Origin of the sequence: Sphingomonas vulcanisoli, from assembly GCF_011761305.1 — a bacterium.
Classification (GTDB): Bacteria; Pseudomonadota; Alphaproteobacteria; order Sphingomonadales; family Sphingomonadaceae; genus Sphingomonas_I; species Sphingomonas_I vulcanisoli.
In genome coordinates this window covers 253435-274670 of the sequence record NZ_JAAOZC010000001.1, presented here as the reverse complement: position 1 = coordinate 274670, position 21236 = coordinate 253435, and the positions used below count along the sequence as shown (strand labels likewise).

Annotated in this window: 15 protein-coding genes; 3 read left to right on the top strand and 12 right to left on the bottom strand. The window is 64.9% G+C overall.

Going from position 1 to position 21236, the window contains the following annotated elements; all coding sequences use genetic code 11:
• Nucleotides 1-61: 61 nt before the first annotated feature.
• Complete coding sequence (locus tag FHS31_RS01355) at nt 62-1960, bottom strand: TIR domain-containing protein (protein WP_167071276.1); 1899 nt, start codon at nt 1958-1960, stop codon at nt 62-64.
• Between the two features lie 98 nt (nt 1961-2058).
• On the opposite strand from FHS31_RS01355, the gene FHS31_RS01350 reads away from it, so the two are divergent.
• Nucleotides 2059-3795 carry a hypothetical protein gene (locus FHS31_RS01350; RefSeq protein WP_167071274.1) on the top strand — a complete coding sequence of 579 codons (1737 nt, stop codon included), beginning with the start codon at nt 2059-2061 and terminating at the stop codon, nt 3793-3795.
• Nucleotides 3796-3810: 15 nt separating this feature from the next.
• Here FHS31_RS01350 and paoC read toward each other — a convergent pair whose 3' ends face one another.
• From paoC to paoA, 3 genes are read right to left on the bottom strand one after another with little or no spacing between them, the layout of a single operon-like run.
• The gene (gene paoC / locus FHS31_RS01345; protein WP_167071271.1) at nt 3811-6033 is read right to left on the bottom strand and encodes an aldehyde oxidoreductase molybdenum-binding subunit PaoC; all 2223 of its coding nucleotides are present in this window, start codon (nt 6031-6033) and stop codon (nt 3811-3813) included.
• The gene (locus tag FHS31_RS01340) at nt 6030-6992 is read right to left on the bottom strand and encodes an FAD binding domain-containing protein (RefSeq protein ID WP_167071269.1); all 963 of its coding nucleotides are present in this window, start codon (nt 6990-6992) and stop codon (nt 6030-6032) included. Before FHS31_RS01340 ends, paoC begins: the two co-directional genes overlap by 4 nt.
• Entirely contained in the window at nt 6989-7624 is a 636-nt protein-coding gene (gene paoA / locus FHS31_RS01335; protein WP_167071267.1) for an aldehyde dehydrogenase iron-sulfur subunit PaoA, read from the bottom strand. Before paoA ends, FHS31_RS01340 begins: the two co-directional genes overlap by 4 nt.
• Before the next feature lie 277 nt (nt 7625-7901).
• Between paoA and FHS31_RS01330 the strand changes: the two genes are divergently transcribed.
• On the top strand, nt 7902-8882 hold the full coding sequence (locus FHS31_RS01330; protein ID WP_167071265.1) for a sterol desaturase family protein: 981 nt from the start codon (nt 7902-7904) through the stop codon (nt 8880-8882).
• A gap of 115 nt (nt 8883-8997) precedes the next feature.
• Nucleotides 8998-9618, top strand: a complete 621-nt coding sequence (locus tag FHS31_RS01325; RefSeq protein WP_341786257.1) for a hypothetical protein — start codon at nt 8998-9000, stop codon at nt 9616-9618.
• Nucleotides 9619-9667: 49 nt separating this feature from the next.
• Here the strand turns inward: FHS31_RS01325 and FHS31_RS01320 are convergent, their stop codons facing one another.
• The 8 genes from FHS31_RS01320 to FHS31_RS01285 form a co-directional block, all read right to left on the bottom strand.
• The gene (locus FHS31_RS01320; protein WP_167071261.1) at nt 9668-10645 is read right to left on the bottom strand and encodes an NHL repeat-containing protein; all 978 of its coding nucleotides are present in this window, start codon (nt 10643-10645) and stop codon (nt 9668-9670) included.
• Between the two features lie 79 nt (nt 10646-10724).
• The gene (locus FHS31_RS01315; RefSeq protein ID WP_167071260.1) at nt 10725-10943 is read right to left on the bottom strand and encodes a hypothetical protein; all 219 of its coding nucleotides are present in this window, start codon (nt 10941-10943) and stop codon (nt 10725-10727) included.
• Nucleotides 10944-11174: 231 nt separating this feature from the next.
• Nucleotides 11175-12743 (bottom strand): tetratricopeptide repeat-containing sulfotransferase family protein, encoded by a 1569-nt coding sequence (locus FHS31_RS01310; RefSeq protein ID WP_167071258.1) that lies wholly within the window; start codon nt 12741-12743, stop codon nt 11175-11177.
• A 12-nt stretch (nt 12744-12755) separates the two neighbouring features.
• A complete protein-coding gene (locus FHS31_RS01305; protein WP_167071256.1) occupies nt 12756-13685 on the bottom strand; it encodes a response regulator transcription factor in 930 nt (309 codons plus the stop codon).
• A complete protein-coding gene (locus FHS31_RS01300) occupies nt 13672-15210 on the bottom strand; it encodes an ATP-binding response regulator (RefSeq protein WP_341786256.1) in 1539 nt (512 codons plus the stop codon). Before FHS31_RS01300 ends, FHS31_RS01305 begins: the two co-directional genes overlap by 14 nt.
• A 10-nt stretch (nt 15211-15220) precedes the next feature.
• Nucleotides 15221-16996, bottom strand: a complete 1776-nt coding sequence (atzF, locus tag FHS31_RS01295; RefSeq protein ID WP_167071254.1) for an allophanate hydrolase — start codon at nt 16994-16996, stop codon at nt 15221-15223.
• Nucleotides 16993-20604: an urea carboxylase gene (gene uca, locus FHS31_RS01290; protein WP_167071252.1), complete on the bottom strand. Its 3612-nt coding sequence runs from the start codon at nt 20602-20604 to the stop codon at nt 16993-16995. The genes atzF and uca overlap by 4 nt, the downstream gene beginning before the upstream one ends.
• On the bottom strand, nt 20604-21236 hold the full coding sequence (locus FHS31_RS01285; RefSeq protein WP_167072015.1) for an urea amidolyase associated protein UAAP2: 633 nt from the start codon (nt 21234-21236) through the stop codon (nt 20604-20606). Before FHS31_RS01285 ends, uca begins: the two co-directional genes overlap by 1 nt.

Here is a 21236-nt window from a genome sequence, read left to right as displayed (position 1 = left end):
CTTCGATGAAGTCGTTACGCACCCGCAAGAAACAACAGTTTCGTGCCGTTGTCCAATGCAATCAAGCAAAGCCCAGCTTGCTGAGCAGGCGCTGATAGCGCGGGTCCGAACGCAGCGGCACAAGCAACGGATCGGCCCTGAGAGAAACCAGACCGCCGTCGCGCGCCACCCATGCGCGTTCCAGCGCGTCGAGCGCCCCGGGATGGTCGCCGCTTTGCGCCAGCACCTCTGCGATCTGAAAATCGTCCCCGCCGTCGGTTTTGAGGAAATCCAGTGCGCGCGTGAGCGCCGCGCCGTCCTTTCTGCGTGCGGCGACGATCCCTTCCCCCGTCGCGCGCGCCCAGCCGACAGGCTCCTGCGCGAATTCCTGCGCCGCTTCGTCGGTTTTGCCGATCAGATAAAGGATCGTTCCGGAATTGCCGTGAAGAAAACTGGCCTGCGGGTTCAGCTTCAAGGCGGCGCGGTAAGCGGCAAGCGATTCAGGAAAACGCCCTGCCCCGCCCAAAGCCGCGGCCTTCAGAGCGAAGGCAAGCGGATTGAGCGGATCGAGCGACACTGCGCGTTCGGCGGCCGCGACGGCAGCCGCGTCGCGACCGATCCGGGACATAAAGGCAGCATATACCGACAGGATGCCGCTATCTCCCGCGCCGAGCGCATAGGCGCGTTCGTAATAGGGCTGCGCCGCCGCGACATGGAGCTGCGTGACCTGCACATAACCGGCGGCGAGATGTGCCTGGGCAAGGTCAGGCGCCAGGCTGATCGCGTGCCGCGCCGAAGCTTGTGCATCAGCATATTGAGCGGTGGCGGCTGCCGCGCTGCTGAAGCTGCTCGCCATTCGCGCTATGGCCTGCGCGCGTGCGGCATAGGCCCGCGCATAGCTCGGATCGACGGCGATCGCCTGGTCGAACTGCGCGATCGCAACGCGGTAGTCCGCCTCTGCGCCGACCTGATCGAGCAACTGCACGCCCTTGAGATAGGCGTCATGCGCCTGGGGGTTGCGCGTGCCGCCAGTCTCCAGTTTCGCCGCACCGGCCGTTCCAAGCGCAATCTGCAACGCTTCCGCAACCCGGTTGGCGATGTCACTTTGAATCGACAAAGCATCGCCGGGTGCACGGTCATAGGATTGCGACCATCGCTCAATGCCGGTGGCGGCTTCGGTCATTTGTGCGCTGATGCGGATGAGATCGGCGCCCCGCCTGACGCTGCCATCGAGAACATAGGCCACACCCAGGCGGGCGGCGATCGTCGCGGCGTCCCGGCTATTGCGAAACATGTCCGACGAGGTACGCGCGACGACCCGCAGGCTCGGAATAGAGGTCAGAGTATCGCGCAATTCTTCCGAGATGCCGTCGGAAAAATAGGTCTGAGCTGGATCCCCGCTGAGATTTTCAAAAGGCAGGACAGCGATACTGTTGGACGAAGGTGCCGCTCCTCTCCGATACCAGACCCAGCCGCCCGCGGCCGCGGCAGCGGCAAACGTCGCCGCACCACCGCCCATGATCAGTATGCGCCGCGATGGATGGCGCGCATAGCCCAGAGGAAGGAGCGCCGCGGCCCGTGGTCCGTTCTCGATCATGGTCCGAACGCAGTCGGCGATATGCTGGTATCGCGGATCGGCGCGACCACCCTTCCAACGAATAAGGTCTATCGCCTGGGCTTCCCCGAAGCCGATCGGGGGCTCTACCGGATCGATCCGCACCGGCAGATAGAGTCCGCGCCGCTGGGCCCGGCTGGCCTCATCATGGACGAAGTGGCCGGCAGCCGTGACCGACCGTTCGCTCCAGACGACGATCACGCACTTTGCACTATCGAGCCTCTCCTGAATGGATTGACGCCACGATGCGCCACCCTCGATCTGCGCATCCCACCAGACCGAAAAGCCATCGGCGATCAGCACATCGACGAGCGGGCGGACCCGTGCGCGATCCTCCGCCTTATAGGAAATGAAGATATCGCCCATGCCCACCCGGTGCCGCCCGCCGCTTGCTATAGCACGGCGTCAGACAAGTGCTAAGGAACCGCGAGGGAGGGCCGGATGGACGCAGAATGCCGAACAGCGTGAGCGACGTACCGGCCAATGTTCCGGCGCCGATCGCCGTCGGCGTTACCGGGCACAGGGCGGAGCGCCTCGGCACGATCGACCAAAGCGTCCTCGCGGCGCAGGTCGACGGCGTGCTGGTTGCGATAGAACGCGCGGCACACGGGGCATGTTTTCGTCTCGTAGGAAGTCTGGCGGAGGGCGCCGACACCATCATGGCCGATGTGGCCTTGGCGCGCGGATGGCAGGTCGATACCGTGCTGCCGTTCGCGCGCGAAATCTATGAGCGCGATTTCGATCAGGCCGAGGCGGCGAAACTGCACCGACTCCTCGCTGTCTCCACGGACGTATTCGAACTTCCCGGCGCCCGCGACGAGTCCGGCGGGTCGTCCAGCGCCTATGAGCGCGCCGGCCGCATCGTCCTCGCGCAAAGTGATCTGCTGCTGGCGATCTGGGATGGCGAACCCGTTCGCGGCCGCGGCGGCACGGCCCAGATCATTGAGGAGGCGATCGCAACGAGCATTCCCGTGTTGGTGCTCGATCCTGAAAGTCCCCGGCCTCCGCAATTGTTGTGGCGGGGCCTCAATGCGCACGAGCTTGGGCCGGAATCGGTGGAAACGGTCGCGCGCGGTACCGTTCAGGATCTGCCCCGGCTTTTCTCGACAATCATGCTCGCCGAAGCACCTCCCCCCGATCACAGCAGGCGCGGATGGTTGGAAGCGGGGCGGCGGGCCTACGCGCTGGCTTATCCTCTGCTGCTGGCAGCCGCCGGCGTGCGACGCCCGCGCGCCGCAGACTTCAGGAAGCCGAAGCCACCGCCGCGCCCCGCATCTATAGCGGACCCGGGATCAATCGATGCCCGGATCAATCACACGCTGCTACCCTATTTCGATGAGGCGGATTGTGCGGCCACGCATGCTGCGCAGCAATTCCGCGGTGCCTTCGTGAGCAATTTCGCGCTGGCCGCGCTAGCGGTGATCCTGTCGCTGCTCGGTCTGCTGATACCGGTCCATCTTAAGCCGCTGCTGGTGCTGGGGGAATTCACCGCGATCGCGAGTATCCTGACGATCACGCACACTGCGTCCCGCGCGGGCTGGCATCAGCTCTGGCTCGACCGGCGGCAGCTTGCCGAGCAGCTCCGCTGTCTGGCGCTTTCTGCCAGGCTGGGGGATTTGCTGTTGCATGGCGTGGCAGGGGAAAGTGCGCGCGCGGGCACGATCATGATCGCCCGCAGACTTGGCCTTCCGTCGGCGCGGGTCGATACCGCCTATCTCGCGGCGACCTATGCGCGCTTCATCGATCTGCTGGACGATCAAATGGCCTATCTCGGCCGCGAAGCGGCGCGCATGCATCGTCTCGAGCACCGGCTACACCGGTTGGGCGCCGTCCTCTTTGCGGTCACGGCGCTGCTGTGCATCGCGGTCCTGCTGATCGAGGGATTGGGCGCGCTGCTGCCGGATCGGATGGCTGGCCTGGCGCACCGCCTGCCGCTCGGTGTCACCGTAATCAGCGCGGCGCTGCCCGCGATCGGCGCCGCAATCTATGGCATCCGCATGCAGGGTGATTTCGCGGGCGTCGTCGAACGCAATGAAATACTCGCCGAACGCCTCGCCCAAGTCCGTCGGATCGCGATCGACGAGGCCGCGTCCTTCGACGGCCTCCGCCGCCTTGTCGCACGGACGGCGGAACTTCTGACGGCGGACGTCTCGCAATGGCTCCGCGCATCGAAGGCCCGCCCGCTTGCCTTGCCGGGCTAAGAAGCCGTCTGCATATCAGGCAATGGCAGGCAGCTTATCGAGATGCTTGTCGAGCGTGATCGGATAGTCGCGCACGCGCACGCCCGTGGCATTGTAGATGGCGTTGGCGATCGCCGCGCCCACGCCGCAAAGCCCAAGCTCGCCGACACCCTTCGCCTTCATCGGTGAGGATTTGTCGTCGGGATGGTCGAGGAAGATGACATCTTGGTGCGGGATGTCGGCGTGGACGGGCACTTCGTAACCCGCGAGATCGTGGTTTATGAACAGGCCGAAGCGGGTGTCGACGGCCAGTTCCTCCATCAGCGCGGCGCCCGCGCCCATCGTCATCGCGCCGATCACCTGGCTGCGCGCCGCCTTGGGATTGAGGATGCGCCCCGCGTCGCACACCGCCAGCATGCGGCGGATCCGCGTCTCGCCGGTATAACTATCCACCGCGACCTCAACGAAGTGCGCCGCGAAGGTGGATTGCTGCCAGCGCTTGCTCATGTCGGTGGGATCGAAACCATCCTCACCCACCAGCGCTCCACCGCGCGCCGCGTCGGCGAGCGGAACGCTGTGACCGCCCGCCGTCACCTTCCCATCGGAAAAGATCGTATCGGTAGGGTTGAACCCAAGCCGCTGCGCGATCGCCTCGCGCAGCTTGAGGCAGGCCGCATAAAGCCCGGCGGTGGAGTTATTCGCGCCCCACTGACCGCCGGAACCCGCCGAGGCAGGAAAATCGCTGTCGCCCAGCACCACGGTCACCGCATCCAGGCCGACACCCATCATCTCGGCCGCGGTCTGCGCCAGGATCGTGTAGGTGCCCGTGCCGATATCGGTCATATCGGTCTCGACCGTGAGCCGACCGCCCTTTTCCAGTCGGATGCGCGCAGCCGATTTGGTGAGGATGTTGTTCCGAAAGCCTCCGGCCATGCCCATGCCGACCAGCCATTTGCCGTCGCGCACCAAGCCCGGTTTGGGATTGCGCCGCGACCAGCCGAATTTTTCGGCGCCGGTGCGCAGACATTCGACAAAATGCCGCTCGGAAAAGGGGCGGTTCGGTTTCTCGGGATCGAATTGCGTATCGTTGACGACACGCAGCTCCACCGGATCCATGTTCAGCGCTTCGGCGAGTTCGTCCATCGCCATTTCCAGCGCCATCAGCCCCGGCGCTTCGCCTGGCGCGCGCATCGCATTGCCTTCGGGCAGATCCATGCGCGCGAGCTTCATATAGGTCTCACGGTTCGGCGCCGCGTAGAACAGCTTGGTCTGCGACACCGCGGTTTCGGGTTCGCCGTCGGGCAGATTGCCGCTGGTCGATGCGTGGGCGATCGCGGTCAGCCGGCCGTCCTGGTTTGCTCCGAGCTGGACGCGCTGGATGGTCGCGGGGCGGTGCGTCGCATTGTTGATCATCAATGGGCGCTGCATCGCGATTTTCACCGGCCGCCGCGCCGTCTTGGCAGCAAGCGCGGCGCAAACCGCATCAGCACGGACGAACAATTTGCCGCCGAAACCGCCACCGATAAACGGCGAATCGAGCCGGATATTCTCAGGTCTTACGGACAGGATTTTGGCCAGCGAGGATTTGCTCCATGCGATCATCTGGTTGGAGGTCCAGAGCGTCAGCTTGTCGCCTTCCCAGGCCGCGATGGTCGCGAACGGCTCCATCATCGCGTGGCTCTCGCCGGGTGTGGTGTAGGTGCGGTCGATCTTGACCGGCGCCACGGCGAACGCCCCTGCAAAGTCACCGATCCGGTCGATCGGTGGCGTGCCCGATCCCCCGCCCCTGCTGCCGCCCGCGAGCGGGGCGTCGGGCGCCTCCTTGGCAAGATCGAACTTGCCCGGCGCGCGGGCATATTCGGTGTGGATCAGCGTGGAGGCGGCACGCGCCTGCTCGAACGTCTCTGCCACGACCACCGCGATCGCCTGATGGTAATGCGCGACCTCCGCGCCGCCGAACAGATGCGCGATGTTGGCCAAGCCGAGCGGCAACGGCGCGGGGAAATCAAGTGTCGTCACAACCGCAACGACGCCCGGCGCCGCCTTGGCCTCGCTGATGTCCATGCGGACGATGCGGCCCTTGGCCACGCCCGCGCCGAGGATATAGCCATAGGCCTGGTTCGGGGCGACGTTATGGCGCTCATAGGCATAAGGCGCCGTCCCGGTAGTCTTGCGCGGGCCATCGACACGGCTTGTGGGGCGGCCGACGACCTTGAGCTGATCGATGGGGTTCTGGCCCGCTGGAGTATCGAACTTCATGCCGCCTCAGCCTTGGCTTGCGCAATCACCGACGCGAGCGCGCGCGTGGCGAGCGGAAGCTTGAATGCATTATCGGGTCTTGGTGCTGCCCCCGCGAACGCCGCAGCCGTCACCGCCGCCGCGCCTTGCGGCAGTGCGGCTTCCGCGGCCTCGACCCGCCAGGGCTTGGGTGCGACGCCGCCAAACGCCACGCGGCCCGTGCCATCGCGCTGGATCACCGCCGCGACCGAGACCAGCGCAAAGGCATAAGACGAGCGATCACGGACCTTCTGGTAGAAATGCCTGCCACCGATCGGCTTCGGCAGCGTGACCGCGACGATCAGCTCACCTGGCTCGAGCGCGAATTCGCCGACCGGCAGTTGGGAGCCGGGCAGGCGGTGGAAATCGGCGATCGGAATGCTCCGGGCGCTGCCGTCCGCTCTTACCGTCTCCACGGTCGCGTCCAGCACCCGCATAGCCACCGCCATGTCGCTCGGGAATGCGCAAATGCACAAGGAGCTGCCGCCGATCACCGAATGATTGCGGTTGAAGCCGCCGAACGCGCCACATCCCGATCCTGGCTTGCGCTTGTTGCAGGGCATGTTGGGATCATAAAAGTAGGGGCAGCGCGTGCGCTGAAGCAGATTACCCGCCGTCGTCGCCTTGTTGCGCAACTGCCCGGACGCACCCGCAACGATCGCGCGGGTGAGCACGCCATAATCGCGCCGCACGCGCTCGTCGGCAGCGAGATGCGTGTTGGTGACGAACGCGCCGATGCGCAGGCCGCCGTCGCGGGTCGGCTCGATCCGATCGAGCTTCAGATCCTGCACGTCGACCAGATGCGTCGGCGTCTCGATCTCCAGCTTCATCAGATCGAGCAGGTTGGTGCCGCCGGCCAGAAATTTGGCGCCTGGCGTGCGCGCGACCGCCGCGGCGGCATCGCGGGGGGTCTTGGCGCGCTCGTAGGTGAAGCTCTTCATGCCCGGGCCTCCGCGACTTCGGCCATCGCCTCGGCGATATTGGAGTAAGCGCCGCAGCGGCAGATGTTGCCGCTCATCCGCTCGCGCATCTCGATGTTGGTCGCAGTGGGCGCCGCGGTGATGTCCGCCTGTACGTGGCTTGGCACGCCCGCCTTGATCTCCCGGAGCACCGACACCGCCGAGCAGATCTGCCCAGGCGTGCAATAACCGCACTGATAGCCGTCATGCTTGATGAAGGCCGCCTGCATCGGATGCAGATTATCGGGCGTGCCAAGACCTTCGATTGTGGTCACCTCGTCGCCGTGGTGCTGCGCCGCCAGGCTCAGGCAGGAATTGATCCGCGTGCCGTTGACGATGACGGTGCAGGCGCCGCACTGGCCATGATCGCAGCCCTTCTTGGTGCCGGTCAGACCGAGATGCTCGCGCAGTGTGTCGAGCAAGGTGGTGCGGGTGTCGAGCGTCAGGTCACGGCGCTTGCCGTTCACCGTGACCGAGAGCGGCAGCGTCGCGGGCTTCGGTGCAGGCACCGGCTCCGCTTCGGCCGGCATGACGGTGACCGCCGCCGACGCTCCACCCGCCGCTAGCACGGCGCGGCGCGTCAGCTTGAAATCGCCGGACTCGTTTACGGACATCTTGGTCTCCAGCGCGAGAATCCGTTACCGGATCAGCTCCGTCTAAACCCCGGCTGCGCCAAGGTACAGCGCCAGCGGCGGCATTACGCCATGAGCGGTAATCATCAATCATGCACCGCCGTTCCCAAAGGTGCGATCACCTAGTCAAACCGAGACATAAGCGGTATGTCCGGAATAGGCTCTTGCCTCGGAGGTGGGCCTATACGGCGGATGACGTATCACGCCGATGTGAAATTTAGGGCATTTTAACGCCATAACTCGGTATCGCGGTGGCAAAATGGACGGAATTCGCGTAGGCAACAGAGTGATCGGCACGCAGGGGCCGGTCACGGTGGGCTGGGAAAATATTCCCAAGGTCCAGGGCGGCCCCGTCAAGCAGTTCATCTTCACCTGGTTTCAGCCGGCGGCGCTCTTCGGGCTGCTCGCTTTCTATTATTATGCGCCCAATTCCATCGCCAAGGCATCAACAGCCATCGGCATCGGCATCGGTTTCAAGGTGCTGCTGTTGGGGCTCGAATGGGTGAACCCGCGCTACGCGAGCTGGCGGCTGACCTGGAAGGAACTGGTCACCGATCTCTTCTATGTCGGGCTGGGCTATACCATTCTCCGGATCGTGGACGATCATGTCGGCAGCGATGTCGCGATCAAAGCCATCCAGCACCATTTCGATATGGATAAGTTCAAGTGGTTTTTGGGCCTTCCGCTGCTGCTGCAGGCATTTCTGATCTCGTTCATTTTTGATTTCGGCCAGTATTGGATGCATCGCGGGATGCACAATTGGTATCCGCTGTGGCTGCCCCACTCTGTTCATCATTACATCACCCAGCTGAACATCAACAAAGGTGCTGTCGGCAATCCGGTAGAGCTGTTCCTGATCGGGCTCGGCATCGGCGGTTTCTTCGATTTCCTGCCGCGCGCCGCGCTGCTGGCCGGTGCGCTCGGCATGACGATCAGCATCTACCAGCACATCAATGTCCGGTTCAATTCGCCAAGATGGTGGCGCTTCCTGTTCAACACCACCGAGCATCACAGCCTGCATCACTCGCAGGATTATGAGGCGACGCGGAGCAACTATTCCAATTCATACATCTTCATCGATCGCATGTTCGGCACCTGCATTGATGGCGAGGCCGAGCTGCTGGGGCTGGAAAACGGGCGCCGCATGTCGATCCGCGAGCAGATGACCTATCCCTTCACCGAGGGCTGGAAAACGCTCCGCGAGCGGTTTGGCCGGCAAACGGCGGTTCCGGCAGAATAGCGCGAACGTCGCCGATCGGCTCCGGCAATGGCGCTCGGGGGCACCCCGACGTCCCTCGAAAGGCAATATTTTGAACCTGCGTTTCATTGACTGGATCTGGCACGTTCGGGGGAGCGTGCCACTCGCCCCCGGACAATCGAGCAATGACGTCTTCCGCAAGATCGATCCGCTGTTCCGTGAGCGCGGCACCCGTCACGAAACGAGCAACGATACGCTGACCTTCACCAAGAAGGACCAGGCGGCCCAGGATAAGATGTCCGTGTTCGATAGCGGTATCCTGTGGGTCGAAAATCGCATTGCCGGGTCGGTGATGCGGTATCATCTGGTCAGCCGGGCGTTGCTGTTCTGCTTTCTGGCGCCGCTGCTGTTCATCGGCTTCGCCCAGCTCACTATCGCCCTGTACAAGCCCGACAAACCAGCCGCCGAAGCCACCGCAGCCAAGGCGAAGAAGACGCTGGCCAAGGATATGGCCATGCCGCTGAACCCGATCGACAAGTTCCTGGGCGCGCCTGAACCTGACAAGCCCAAGGATGGGAAGGACAAGCCTGCCGCCGGGCGGAACCGGAAGCCATCGCCGACGGCCGCTTACGTCTTCGCGTCGCTCTTCGCCATTCTTTATGTCGTCGGGCGGATCCTCGAAGACGTATTGGTGAAAAGGCTTTTCATGAGGACTTTGGCGGGTGCGCCGGTTGTTACCGCCAGTGATTTGCACCGCCCGTATCAGGGTACGGTTTGAGCACGCTGCCCAGGGCAACCATCGCCATCACCCAAATCTGATCTTTCTGTCAGGGCTTGGGATCAGCCCCGCCGCACTCCGCGGGCAGATCGCTCAGATTGATGCGGGATACCGTTCCGTCGTCCAGGTTGGTGAGCCAGACCGCACCATGGCCGACGCCGAGGGAGTCACCGCCGGGTCCTTTCCATTGGCACAGGATCTTCGAGGTCCCGGCATCGACCGCCGTCAGCGGCGTCTTCATCAGCGTCGTCCAAACCCGGCCAGCGCCATAAGCCACGTCGCCCCCGGCGCCCGGGATTTGCAGCGGCAACGTAACCGCGGGCTTTTCCCCCGCAGCATCGATGCGGCTGAGTGTGCCATCCTGCTGGCTCAAGGCCCAAACCGCGCCGGCCCCCGCCGTCAGGAAGCGGGGATGCGCCCCAGTCGGAACCTGACCTACGATCTTGCTGGTCGCGGTATCGACGATCGTTACTTCGGCGCCGTCGAAGCGCGTCACGAAAATGCGTCCCTTGGCGAAAACCGGGTTGTAGGAGCCCGGAGGGATAGCAATCGTCGCGCGGATCGCACCGCTGACCGGATCGATCCGCACCAGCGAACCAAGCTTATCCTTAACCAACCAAAGGCTGCCGGCACCGACGGCAATACCGCCTTCCCCGGCGGGCGGACCGACAATCAGCAACCGCGCGAGCGATCGCTTTTTCAGATCGACCTCCGCCAGCAACGGGACCGGGCCGCAGAGCGGCACCCAAAGGCTGTCACCATTGATCGCCAATCCCGCGCACGGCACCCCGGGCAGTACCACGGTCGCCGCAACACGATTTGTGGCCGGATCGATTTCGCTGACCGCATTGGGTTCTTTGCTGCCGATCCAGACGCTGGTCGGGGAAATGGCGACCCAATCGGCACGCTTGCCGACCGGAATCGTCGCGGTAATCTTGAGGTCCGACATCTGCCGGACGACCGGCTCTGCGGAGGCTGCGGTAGCCGTGAGGATGAACGCCGCGCTTACCGCTAGAGCTGCCCGCAATTTCCCGCCAAACATGATGATCCTCCCTCGCCCCCCTTGGGAGCGGAATGATAGTCGCTGAGCCGATGATCGCGCGCGTTTAATGCGACGCGCTGACGTCCAGGAAGGCGAGATCGGCAATATGGCCGAGCAGCCCGATCGGCAGGCGGGCCTTCCCTTCTCCACCCTCTGCGCCGCCGATCTGTACCGAGATCGTGCGTGCGAAGGGGGCAGACCAGACCTGGACCGTCTCCAACGGCACGGCGACCCGCCAGCTATGTGCGCCCTGAACTGCGACTTCATGGCCCGCCAGCCTCACGGGCGCGGTCGCATCCGACCGATGCCCCCTTACCACGAGACACGCCCCCTCGCCGCAACGGCTAAGATGGGTTTCTGCATGGATCGACGACGGCGCGTCCGCGATAGCGGCTGCCTGAAAGGTCATAGCAACGGCGATACCGAGGGCAGAGAAGCGGGCGAACTGCATCCTCGCACCATCCCGCAGCCCGGCCTGTCACCCCATACGCTCTTTGACGTAGCCATCGGCGGCCTATTCAACCGCGATCCCGTGCTGTTCGAGAAAGCGACGGGCGGGCTCCAGTGCGTCGGCGTGGATGCGCCAGCGATCGACGGCATCGCGATATAAAGGGCGCCGCACCTGCGCCGCGCTTGGCGTTGATACGGGCGCGGCATTGGCGTGGAAGTCCAGGCAGGCATCGGCCCATTCCAGCCCGCAATGGGCGAGCAGCCGTTCGGTCTCCTCCCGCTGGCTGCCTACCAGCTGTTCATAGCGCAATTCGAGCACACGACCGGGGAAAAGCGCGGCCCACCGGGCCATCAGCTGGTCAAAACGCTGATAGTAAGCGGCAATGTCGAGCAGATCGTAGCTATAATCGTAATAGCGCGAGCTGACTGCAAACAGATTGCGGAAGTTGGCCAGCACGGTGTCCAGCGGATTGCGCCGGAGACAGACGATCCGGGCATGGGGCAATGCACGAGCAATCAGCCCGACATAATGGAAATTGCCGGGAAATTTGTCGACGAAGCGCGGCTTGGCGCCCGCGATATGCGGTCCCGCGCGCTTAAGGTAATCGTGGCCGATCGCCACCAAATCGGCGGTAGCCACGGCTTTCACAGTCTCGGGATCGAGCACGGTACGGGTCCGCGTTCCGCTGGCGAATTTGGTGGCGAGCGGAAAGGCCTGCAGCTCCCCGGCACTTTCGACAGCCGGATGCGAGGACAGGATACGATCGACCAAGGTCGTGCCGGTGCGCGGCATTCCTATGACGAATATCGGCGCGGCTGAGGAAGCGCGCTCGGGCGCTTCTTCGGCAATCTCCGTCCAATATGTCTCAATCGCATCGAAGACGGCCGCATCCTGTTCAAAGCGGTAAGGCAATGTCCTGCGATGTTCGGCGTTCGCCTCGGCCAACACCGCAAACGCGCCCTTCGGATCGCCGAGATCGTCCTTTTCCTTGGCTAAGGCATAGCCCAGCAGCAACCGATTGGGTGGCGATGCCTCCGCCTGGCGCGCGGCGGTAAGCCGATCGACATGGTTGTTGTCCGCGGTTTGCTTGCGGAGGCCGGCGAGCAAATAGTGCGCGCGGGCGTCGCCGGGCGATAAGGCGATAAGTGCCTCGATTTCCCGCTCCGCATCCTCCCGCCGGCCGACAAAGCTCAGCGCGGCGGCGTAATTGTATCGGAAGGCGCTGTTCGCAGGTTCAAGCCGGATCGCCTCCGCGAAGTGCGGCAGCGAAGCGGCATGATCTCCCAACCGCGCATAAACACATCCCATCGTATCGCGGCCCAGCGCATCGGACGGCGGCGATGCTTCGGCCGCCCGCAGCGATTTTGCGGCATCGGCATCGCGCCGGACTAGGGTGTAAAGCCGCGCGAGTTGCGCGCGATATTCCCCCTGCCCTTCCCGCTCTATCGCAGCTTCGATCGACGCGATGCCTTCGCCCACCCGCCCGAGCATCGCCGCGCTGATACCGACCAGAAAATGCGCCTCGGCTGCGTGCGGCGCCTCCGCGCGCCATTGCACAGCGCTCCGATAGACGTGCTCAACCTCCCCGCGCTGCAGAGCGGCGCGGATCGCCGCCGATCGCTCCTGCCCCATCGAATCCGCTGGCTATTGGGACATGGTGGTGACGGCGATCGCCGCGGCCGACGCGCGATTTTCGACGCCCATTTTCTCGAAAATCTGCTCGAGATGCTTGTTCACGGTGCGCGGGCTGATGTGCAGGATCTCGCTGACATCGCGGTTCTGCTTGCCCCGGCTGATCCACAGCAGCACTTCGGCCTCGCGTGAGGTGAGGCCATGGCGCGCCGCCAGCAGGCGCCGCTCCTCGCGCTCGCCGCGTTCGGAGAGACGGAACAGCCATTGGCCGGTGGTGGTGCAGCGCAGGAAGCCGGCCTCCAGACAGCTTTCGCCCTTTTCCACGGTCGCGCTGGTGCCGGGTGTCGGTACACCAGCCTGCAGTTCCCGAATGGCCGCGTGCAACGGCTTGGGGAGGGTTCCGGAGGCCGCCGACCAGCCGGGAAAAAGCCGCTCCAGCATGTCCGTGGCGAGCGGCGTCAGCCAATCGAGATCCCCCGAGCCGTTCACCGCGAGCGCCGGCCGGCCACTGGTATCAAGCGCAAGCTGGCTGCCATGCGCAACGCGCGCGCTGGCCAGATGCACGCGGATGCGCGCCAGCAGTTCATCGAGCACGATGGGCTTCGTCACATAATCGATCGCGCCCGCACTGAGGCCCCGGACAACATCTTCCGTTTCGCTGAGCCCGGTCATGAAGATGATCGGCAGGTGCTGGAACGCTGGGTCGCTCTTGATCCGCCGGGTGGTTTCAAACCCATCGAGATTGGGCATCACCGCGTCCATCAGTACAAGATCGGGCGTCACATGTTGGAGCAGGGATAAGGCCGCGAGCCCGTCGACCGCGATCAGCACGGTCATTCCCGCGCTTTCGAGCATGGTTGTCAGAAATCGCAAAGATTCGGCGGTATCTTCGACAACCAGAATGGTCGGCCGCGGCGCGGCACCATGATCAGATTTTTGCATCGTCAAGCGTCTTTGCAAACGAGCGGAGATCGAGATCGTTCAGGTGACCTTTCAAGACAGCGATTATCGGCGCAGCGGCCGGTATAGTCGTTCCAAATTCATCCAGCGCATCCGCAATACCCCGGATGTGGCCGACTTTGGCCAGGTGGTTGAGTCTTTGCAGGAAGGGCTCCGCTGCACTTGGCAGGGGCAGCAAAGGTTGGGCCTGCATCTGGGCGACAACTGGCTCCGCCCGTTCCCACTGTAAGTCCAACTGGCCGCCGATGAGCGCCACCAGCGCGTCGAGGTCGATCGGCTTGGTGATGAAGGCATCATGGCTGCTGTCACCGTCGCCGCCGCTACGGAATTCGTGCGCGTTGGCAGACGCCATCACGATCCTGATCGCTGTACCGTGGGCGGCGCGCAGCCGCTCCGCAACCTCCCAGCCATTCATACCCGGCATCTGGATATCGAGCAGGACGATATCAGGCCGATGACGCGCGGCCAGCGCAAGCCCATCCAACCCGTTCGCCGCCGTGTGAACGGTGAAGCCTAGAGGGCGTAGGAGAGAGTGCAGGATGACGGTCTGCGAAGCATCATCATCGATGACCAGCGCGGTGCGCCGCTGGCCGAGATAGCCGATGATGCGATCACCGCTCGCGGCGTCGTTGACCGCTCGGGTCGCGGCCGGAAGCATCACACGCAGCCGGAAACTGCTTCCCACGTTCGGCGTGCTGGTGACCGCAATGTCGCCGCCCAGCACCTGCGCAAGAACCCGCGTTATCGATAGGCCCAGGCCGATCCCCGGCTGAAGCCGCGCCTCTTGCGAACCGCCGCGTTCGAACGGTTCGAAAACCCGATCGAGGTCTATGGCGGCAATGCCGATGCCGGTATCGCTCACATCGATGTCGGCGACCTGGCTGCGGTAGCGGACCGTGATGGTGACTTTACCTTCAGGCGTATATTTCACAGCATTGGAAACGAGGTTTATCAGGATCTGGCGAAGCTTCTTTTCGTCGGTTCGAACGCAATCGGGGAGATGATCCTTGATGATCAGCCGCAGATCGAGCCCTTTGGACGCGGCCTGCATATGGAACATCTCGACGATGTGCCCGAGCAGCCGGCGGATCTCGACGTCATCGGATCGGACGCGGATGACGCCGCCCTCGATCCGCGAAATCTCCAACAATCCTTCGACAAGATTGGTGAGATGCTCGGCCGAACGGCGGATGACGGCACCCGCCTCCACGCCCGGGAATGTATCATCGCGTTCGAGCAATTGGGCATAGCCGTAGATCGTGTTCAGCGGCGATCGGATCTCGTGGCTGACCGAGACGAGATAGCGCGTCTTCGCCTCGTTGGCGGCCTCGGCCGCTTCCTTGGCATGCTGAAGCTCGGTGATCTCCGCCTTCAGCTGCGCGATCTCGCGATTGTCGGCAGCCGCGTCCGCGCCATCGCGGGGCGCAGCCGCTTCGAAACGGTCCGGATGCGGCGTTACCGGGCGCACGGACCGGGGCCGCGATACGGCAGGCGTGAGCGCGGGCACGATGTCGCGATCATGCGGCTAGCGTTTCGATATAGGCGCGCCAGCCGCCCAATACGGTGATGTCCCGCGCGCCCTCGATCGCGCGTGGTTCGGCGACGAAGCCTTTGACGACCGTGCCATCCGACAACGTCACGGAGCCGATGGCGAGCGGCGCCGGCACCTCGACGACGAAGCTGCCGAATGCCGCGACATCCAGCTCATAGACCTCGACCGCGATCGCCGCACCTTCCGCCCCGACGTGGATCAGCGCCGGTTTCGGTGGCGTGCTGTTGGCCATGGCGAAGAGCTTATAGGTCGGCGCGGTGGTGGTCGCCTCGATCAGGCGCGCTTTGCGGGAGCTGAGCTGCCAGTGCAGCGGCATTCCTTCGAGGTGAGCACCGACGACGGCGAGTTTCACGGTTTCCATACGTCCCTCCATATCCAAGGCCGGTTGTGGCGGGATGTGTGCGGCCGCCAGATAAGCCTCGCCCGCGGCGAGCAAGGCGACATCGGTCCAGGCCGGCCCGATCAAGGTGATGCCGAAGCCCGTACCATTGTCCCGCCATCCGGCGGGCAGAGCCAGCGCTGCCATATCGAGCAGATTCACGAAGTTGGTGTAGAGGCCGAGATTGCTGTTGAGCGCGATCGGCGCGGCACGCATCTCGGCGATCCGGTAAATGGTCGGCGCCGTCGGCAGCGCCAGCAGATCGAGGCTCTGCCACATCGCATCGGCGATGCGCTGCAATTCGGCAAGCCGATACTGCCCGCGGAAGACATCCACGCCGCTGACCGATCGACCGCCTTCCAGAATTTCGCGCACGGCCGGATCGATGGCTTCGGGTTGATCGTCCAGCAGCGCCTCGGTAGCGGCGGTGCGCTCCGCGACCCAGGGGCCGTTGTAAAGCAGCGCGGCGGCTTCGCGCAGCGGCTCGATATCGACCTCGACCAGGTCCGCGCCCGTAGCGGCGAGCGTCTCCAGAGCGCGTTCGTAAAGCCGCTCCGCCGCAGCATCGCCGAGGAAGAGGCGCTGATGCGGCAGGGGCACGCCGATGCTGCGCGCCGCGAGCGGGCGCTCCTCGCGGGGGCGGGAATAAGCATCCGTGGGATCAAAACCGGCGACGACGCGATCGATCAGCCGCGCATCGGCGATGCTTTGCGCGAGGACGGTGATGCAATCGAGCGAACGGCATGCCGGCACCAGACCCGTGGTGCTCCACCGCCCCTTGGTGGGCTTCATGCCGACCAGACCGTTGAAGGCGGCAGGCACGCGACCAGACCCCGCCGTATCGGTGCCGAGCGCGAAAGCGACTAGGCCCGCCGCTACGGCAACCGAGGATCCCGAGCTCGATCCGCCGCTGACATAAGCGCGGTTGAACACGCAGGCGGGTGCGCCATAGGGGCTGCGCGTGCCGTTGAGCCCGGTCGCGAATTGATCGAGATTGGTCTTGCCGATCGGGATCGCGCCCGCCGCGATCAGCCGATCGACCACCTCCGCCGATCGCGACGGCGTGTACGCAAAGGTGGGGCACGCCGCCGTGGTCTCGATCCCTGCGAGATCGATATTGTCCTTGATCGCGAAGGGCACGCCGGCGAGCGGGAGGCGCTCTCCGGCGGCGACCCGCGCATCGGCCCGCGCCGCCATCGACAGTACCTTTTCTTCCGCGACGCGCGCGATCCACACCGCGGGCTGAACGGCCGCATACGCCTGGATGCGATCGAGGGATTCGCGCGCGACGGCGACCGCGCTCATCTTGCGCCCCGCCACCGCTGCGGCGAGCGTGGCGGCATCGAACAGCATGTCGGTCATGCAGCCTCCACCGCCAGCAAGGCGCCGCCGGCGCTCATCGACTGGCGCTCCTTCACATAGACGCGCCGCACGGTGCCGCTGACCGGGCTGGCAACAGGCGATTCCATCTTCATCGCTTCGATCACCGCGATGGTCTCGCCGGCCTCCACCTGCGCGCCTTCGCTGACGAGCAATTTCCAGATGCTCCCGCCGAACGGGGCTTCGACCAATTCGCAGCCATCGGGCAGATCGATGGCGGCGGCAGGCCCGTCGCCCTCATCCTGCTGGGTCAGCGCGGCAACGCGATCGAACTCGCCGTTGCGCTCCCACTCCGCCCGCTCCGCGGCGAACGCCGCCTCACGCCGCGTCTGGAAATCGGCGATCGAATCCGCATTGGCGGCGAGGAAGGCGCGGTATTCGGAGAGGCGGAACACCTCCTCCTCGATCCGGATCGAGCGCCGCCCGAGCGGGAAGTCGCGGCGCCACTCGGTCAGCTCCTCGTGGCTCACCGGGAAGAAGCGGATGCGATCGAAGAAGCGCAGCAGCCACGGCTTGCCGTCGCGGAAGGCATCGGTCTGGCGCCAGGCATTCCACACCTGGATGGTGCGGCCGAACAGCTGATAGCCGCCCGGCCCCTCCATGCCGTAGATGCACATATAGGCGCCGCCGATGCCGACGACATTGGGCGGCGTCCAGGTGCGTGCGGGATTGTATTTGGTGGTGACCAGCCGGTGGCGCGGATCGATCGGCGTCGCCACCGGGGCGCCGAGATAGACGTCACCCAGCCCCATCACCAGATAATCGGCATCGAACACGATCCGTTCGACGTCCTCGATGCTGTCGAGGCCGTTCGCGCGGCGGATGAACTCGATGTTGTCGGGGCACCAGGGCGCGTCATCGCGTACCGAGGCCATATATTTATCGATCGTCTCGTAGATCGCCGGGTCTTTCCAGGACAGCGGCAGGTGGACGACGCGCGAGGAAATCTCGAAATCGTCGAGGCCGCCGAGCCGCTCTTCCGCATCGACGAGCGCGTCCAGCAGCGCCTGCTGGCTGAGCTGCCGACTGTCGTAGTGGACCTGCAGCGATCGGATGCCGGGGGTCACGTCGATGATGCCGGGAAGGCCCATCCTTTCGATCTCCAGCATCAGCGCATGGATGCGCAGCCGCAGCTCGAGATCGAGGACGATCGGGCCATATTCGACGAGCAGGTTGCGGTCGCCCTGCTGGCGGTAGAGCACCGCCGGGCGCAGGCCTTGGGCGGCGATCGACCGCAGGATCGGCGAGCCGAGGTCTTCGCCGCGGTCTCGCGTCACTGCCTGCGAAGCGCCCGATAGGGTTGCGATCAGCCGATCCTGCGCCTGCTCGGCGGCGACGGCGGCGGCATTGTCGATGGGCTGGAAGCGCACGCTATCGCCGGGCGCGAGCTGGCCGACCTTCCACAGGTCCGCCTGCGCCACCACGAACGGACAGACGAAACCGCCGAGCGAGGGGCCGTCCGGCCCGAGGATGATCGGCATATCGCCGGTGAAATCCACCGCGCCGATCGCATAGGCATTGTCGTGGATGTTGGAGGGATGCAGCCCCGCCTCGCCGCCGTCCTTGCGCGCCCACTGCGGCTTCGGCCCGATCAGGCGGACGCCGGTGCGGTTGGAGTTGTAGTGGACCTTCCACTGCGTGGACCGCAGCATCGCGATATCGTCCGCCGTGAAGAAATCCGGCGCGCCATGCGGGCCATAGAGCACATCGAGCGTCCATTCGCGCACGATCGCGGGACGATCGGCGGGAAGAAGCGCGCCGGCGTCCTGCAGCCCGGCGGCACGGGCGAGGTGCAGGGTGTCGCCGGTCATCACCGCGCGGCCGGCATGGCCGCCGAACTCGCCGAGCGTGAAGGCGCTGCGGCTGCCGAGGTAGAGCGGGACATCCAGCCCGCCTGCGATCAGGATATAACCACGCATGCCGGCGCCGGTCAGCCGCCCGATCTTGAGCGTCTGCCCCGCCGCGATATCGATTGGCGCATAGCAGGCGACGGCCACGCCATCCAGGGTGGCGCCGAAATCCGCGCCGGTCAGGCAGATGCGCGCCGGCGCATTGAACAGCAAGGTCGGCCCGGCGGCGGTGATCTCCAGGCCCGCCGCCGTCTCTGCATTGCCGAGCAGGCGGTTGCCGAGGCGGAAGGCCAGAGCGTCCATCGGCCCCGACGGCGGCACGCCGACGTCCCACAGGCCGAGCCGGCCGGGATGATCCTGCACCGTGGTCGAGGCGCCGCCCGCCAGCACGCGGATCGTGCGCGGGGTGTAGACGATCTCCGCCAGCGCACGAGTCGAGACCTGCCCGCTGGTGAACGCCTCCGAACGGACGACCGTGCGCAGCCAATCGAGATTGGTCTCGATCCCGGCGATGACCGTCTCGTCCAGCGCTTTCTGCATCGCCGCCACCGCCGCATCGCGCGTCGGCGCGGTGACGATCAGCTTGGCGAGCATCGGATCGTACCAGGCCGAAACCTCGGTCCCCGCTTCGATCCAGCTATCTACCCGCGGCCCTTCGGGAAAGGAGACGCCGACGAGGCGGCCGGAGCTGGGCCGATAATCCTGCGCGGGATCCTCGGCATAGAGCCTTACCTGGATCGACGCACCTTGCGGCTTCGCCTCGAAGCCGTCGAGGAAGGTGAAATCGCCCGCCGCGCCGCGCACCATCCATTCAACCAGATCGATGCCCGTCACCTGCTCGGTCACGCCATGCTCGACTTGGAGGCGGGTGTTGACCTCGAGGAAGAAGAAATCGTCGCGCTCTGCGTCGTAAAGAAATTCAACCGTACCGGCGGAGCGATAATTGGCAGCGGCGGTCAGTCTTACGGCGGCGTCGATCAGCGCCTGGTGGGTGGCGGCAGGCAGCAGGGGCGCGGGCGTCTCCTCGACCACCTTCTGGTTGCGCCGCTGCAGCGAGCAATCGCGCTCGCCAAGGGCCACGACGCGGCCAGCACCGTCGCCAAACACCTGCACTTCGATATGGCGGGCACGGGCGACGTAGCGTTCGAGGAAAACACCGCCATCGCCGAAATTGCCCGCGCCGAGCCGGGCGACGGTTGCAAATCCCTCGCGGATATCGGACTCGTCTGCGCAGACCTTCATGCCGATGCCGCCGCCGCCGGCGGTCGCCTTGAGGATCACCGGATAGCCGATCCGCGCCGCCGCCTCGATCGCTGCCGCGGCATCGGTCAGCAGATCGGTGCCGGGGGCAAGCGGGACGCCCTGCGCCGCCGCCAGATCGCGCGCGGTGTGCTTGAGACCGAAGGCACGGATATTGTCCGGCGTCGGCCCGATGAAGGTGATGCCGCGCGCGGCGCACGCCTCGGCGAAGGCGGTATTCTCGGACAGGAAGCCATAGCCGGGATGGATCGCCTCCGCGCCGGTCGCCTCCGCCGCGGCAAGAATCGCCTCGACATTCAGATAGCTTTCCGCCGCCGGCGCAGGCCCGATGCGAACCGCCTCATCGGCCTGCGCGACATGCGCGGAACCGGCATCGGCATCGCTGAACACCGCGACGGACTGCACGCCCATCGCCTTCAGTGTGCGGATGATGCGGCAGGCGATCGCGCCGCGGTTGGCGATAAGAACCTTGGTGAACATCAGCCGGACACCACCATGCGCACCGGGGTGGGATTGAAGCCGTTGCAGGGGTTGTTGATTTGCGGGCAGTTCGAGACGACGACGATCACGTCCATCTCAGCCCGCACGTCGACCGTCAGGCCCGGCGCGGAAATGCCATCGACGATGCCGAGTGTGCCATCGGGCTCGACCGGTACGTTCATGAAGAAATTGATGTTGGAGACCATGTCGCGCTTGCCGCGCCCGGCGCGGACGTTGGCGTCGAGGAAATTGTCGACGCAGCTGTGCTGGGCCTTGGTATGGTGGCCGTAACGCAGCGTATTGCTCTCGCACGAGCAGGCCCCGCCGATCGTATCGTGATAGGCGACGCTGGTGCCGGTGATCGTCATCATCGGCCGCCCTTCGTTGGACAGCAGCACCGTGCCCTCCCGCAGGAAGATGTTGCGCTGGGCGGCGATCGTATCCTGCGCGCTGTAGCGTTCGGCATCGTCGGCCGCGGAATACATCAGGAAATCGACCGCCTGATTGCCTTCAAGATCGATGATCCTGAGCGTCTCGCCGGTGTTGACGCGATGCGTCCAGGGCGCGCGGGCGGGCACCACCTCGTCGTGGAGGATGCCGCCCGGCAGATCGGAAAGAGGGGTGTGGGTCAT

Bases quoted from the DNA above. Each gene is read 5' to 3' on its own strand.
- FHS31_RS01305 (WP_167071256.1), bottom strand. From the start codon at position 13,685: ATGCAAAAATCTGATCATGGTGCCGCGCCGCGGCCGACCATTCTGGTT.
- uca (WP_167071252.1), bottom strand. From the start codon at position 20,604: ATGTTCACCAAGGTTCTTATCGCCAACCGCGGCGCGATCGCCTGCCGC.
- atzF (WP_167071254.1), bottom strand. From the start codon at position 16,996: ATGACCGACATGCTGTTCGATGCCGCCACGCTCGCCGCAGCGGTGGCG.
- paoA (WP_167071267.1), bottom strand. From the start codon at position 7,624: ATGTCCGTAAACGAGTCCGGCGATTTCAAGCTGACGCGCCGCGCCGTG.
- paoC (WP_167071271.1), bottom strand. From the start codon at position 6,033: ATGAAGTTCGATACTCCAGCGGGCCAGAACCCCATCGATCAGCTCAAG.
- FHS31_RS01355 (WP_167071276.1), bottom strand. From the start codon at position 1,960: ATGGGCGATATCTTCATTTCCTATAAGGCGGAGGATCGCGCACGGGTC.
- FHS31_RS01340 (WP_167071269.1), bottom strand. From the start codon at position 6,992: ATGAAGAGCTTCACCTACGAGCGCGCCAAGACCCCCCGCGATGCCGCC.
- FHS31_RS01310 (WP_167071258.1), bottom strand. From the start codon at position 12,743: ATGGGGCAGGAGCGATCGGCGGCGATCCGCGCCGCTCTGCAGCGCGGG.
- FHS31_RS01330 (WP_167071265.1), top strand. From the start codon at position 7,902: ATGGACGGAATTCGCGTAGGCAACAGAGTGATCGGCACGCAGGGGCCG.
- FHS31_RS01285 (WP_167072015.1), bottom strand. From the start codon at position 21,236: ATGACCCACACCCCTCTTTCCGATCTGCCGGGCGGCATCCTCCACGAC.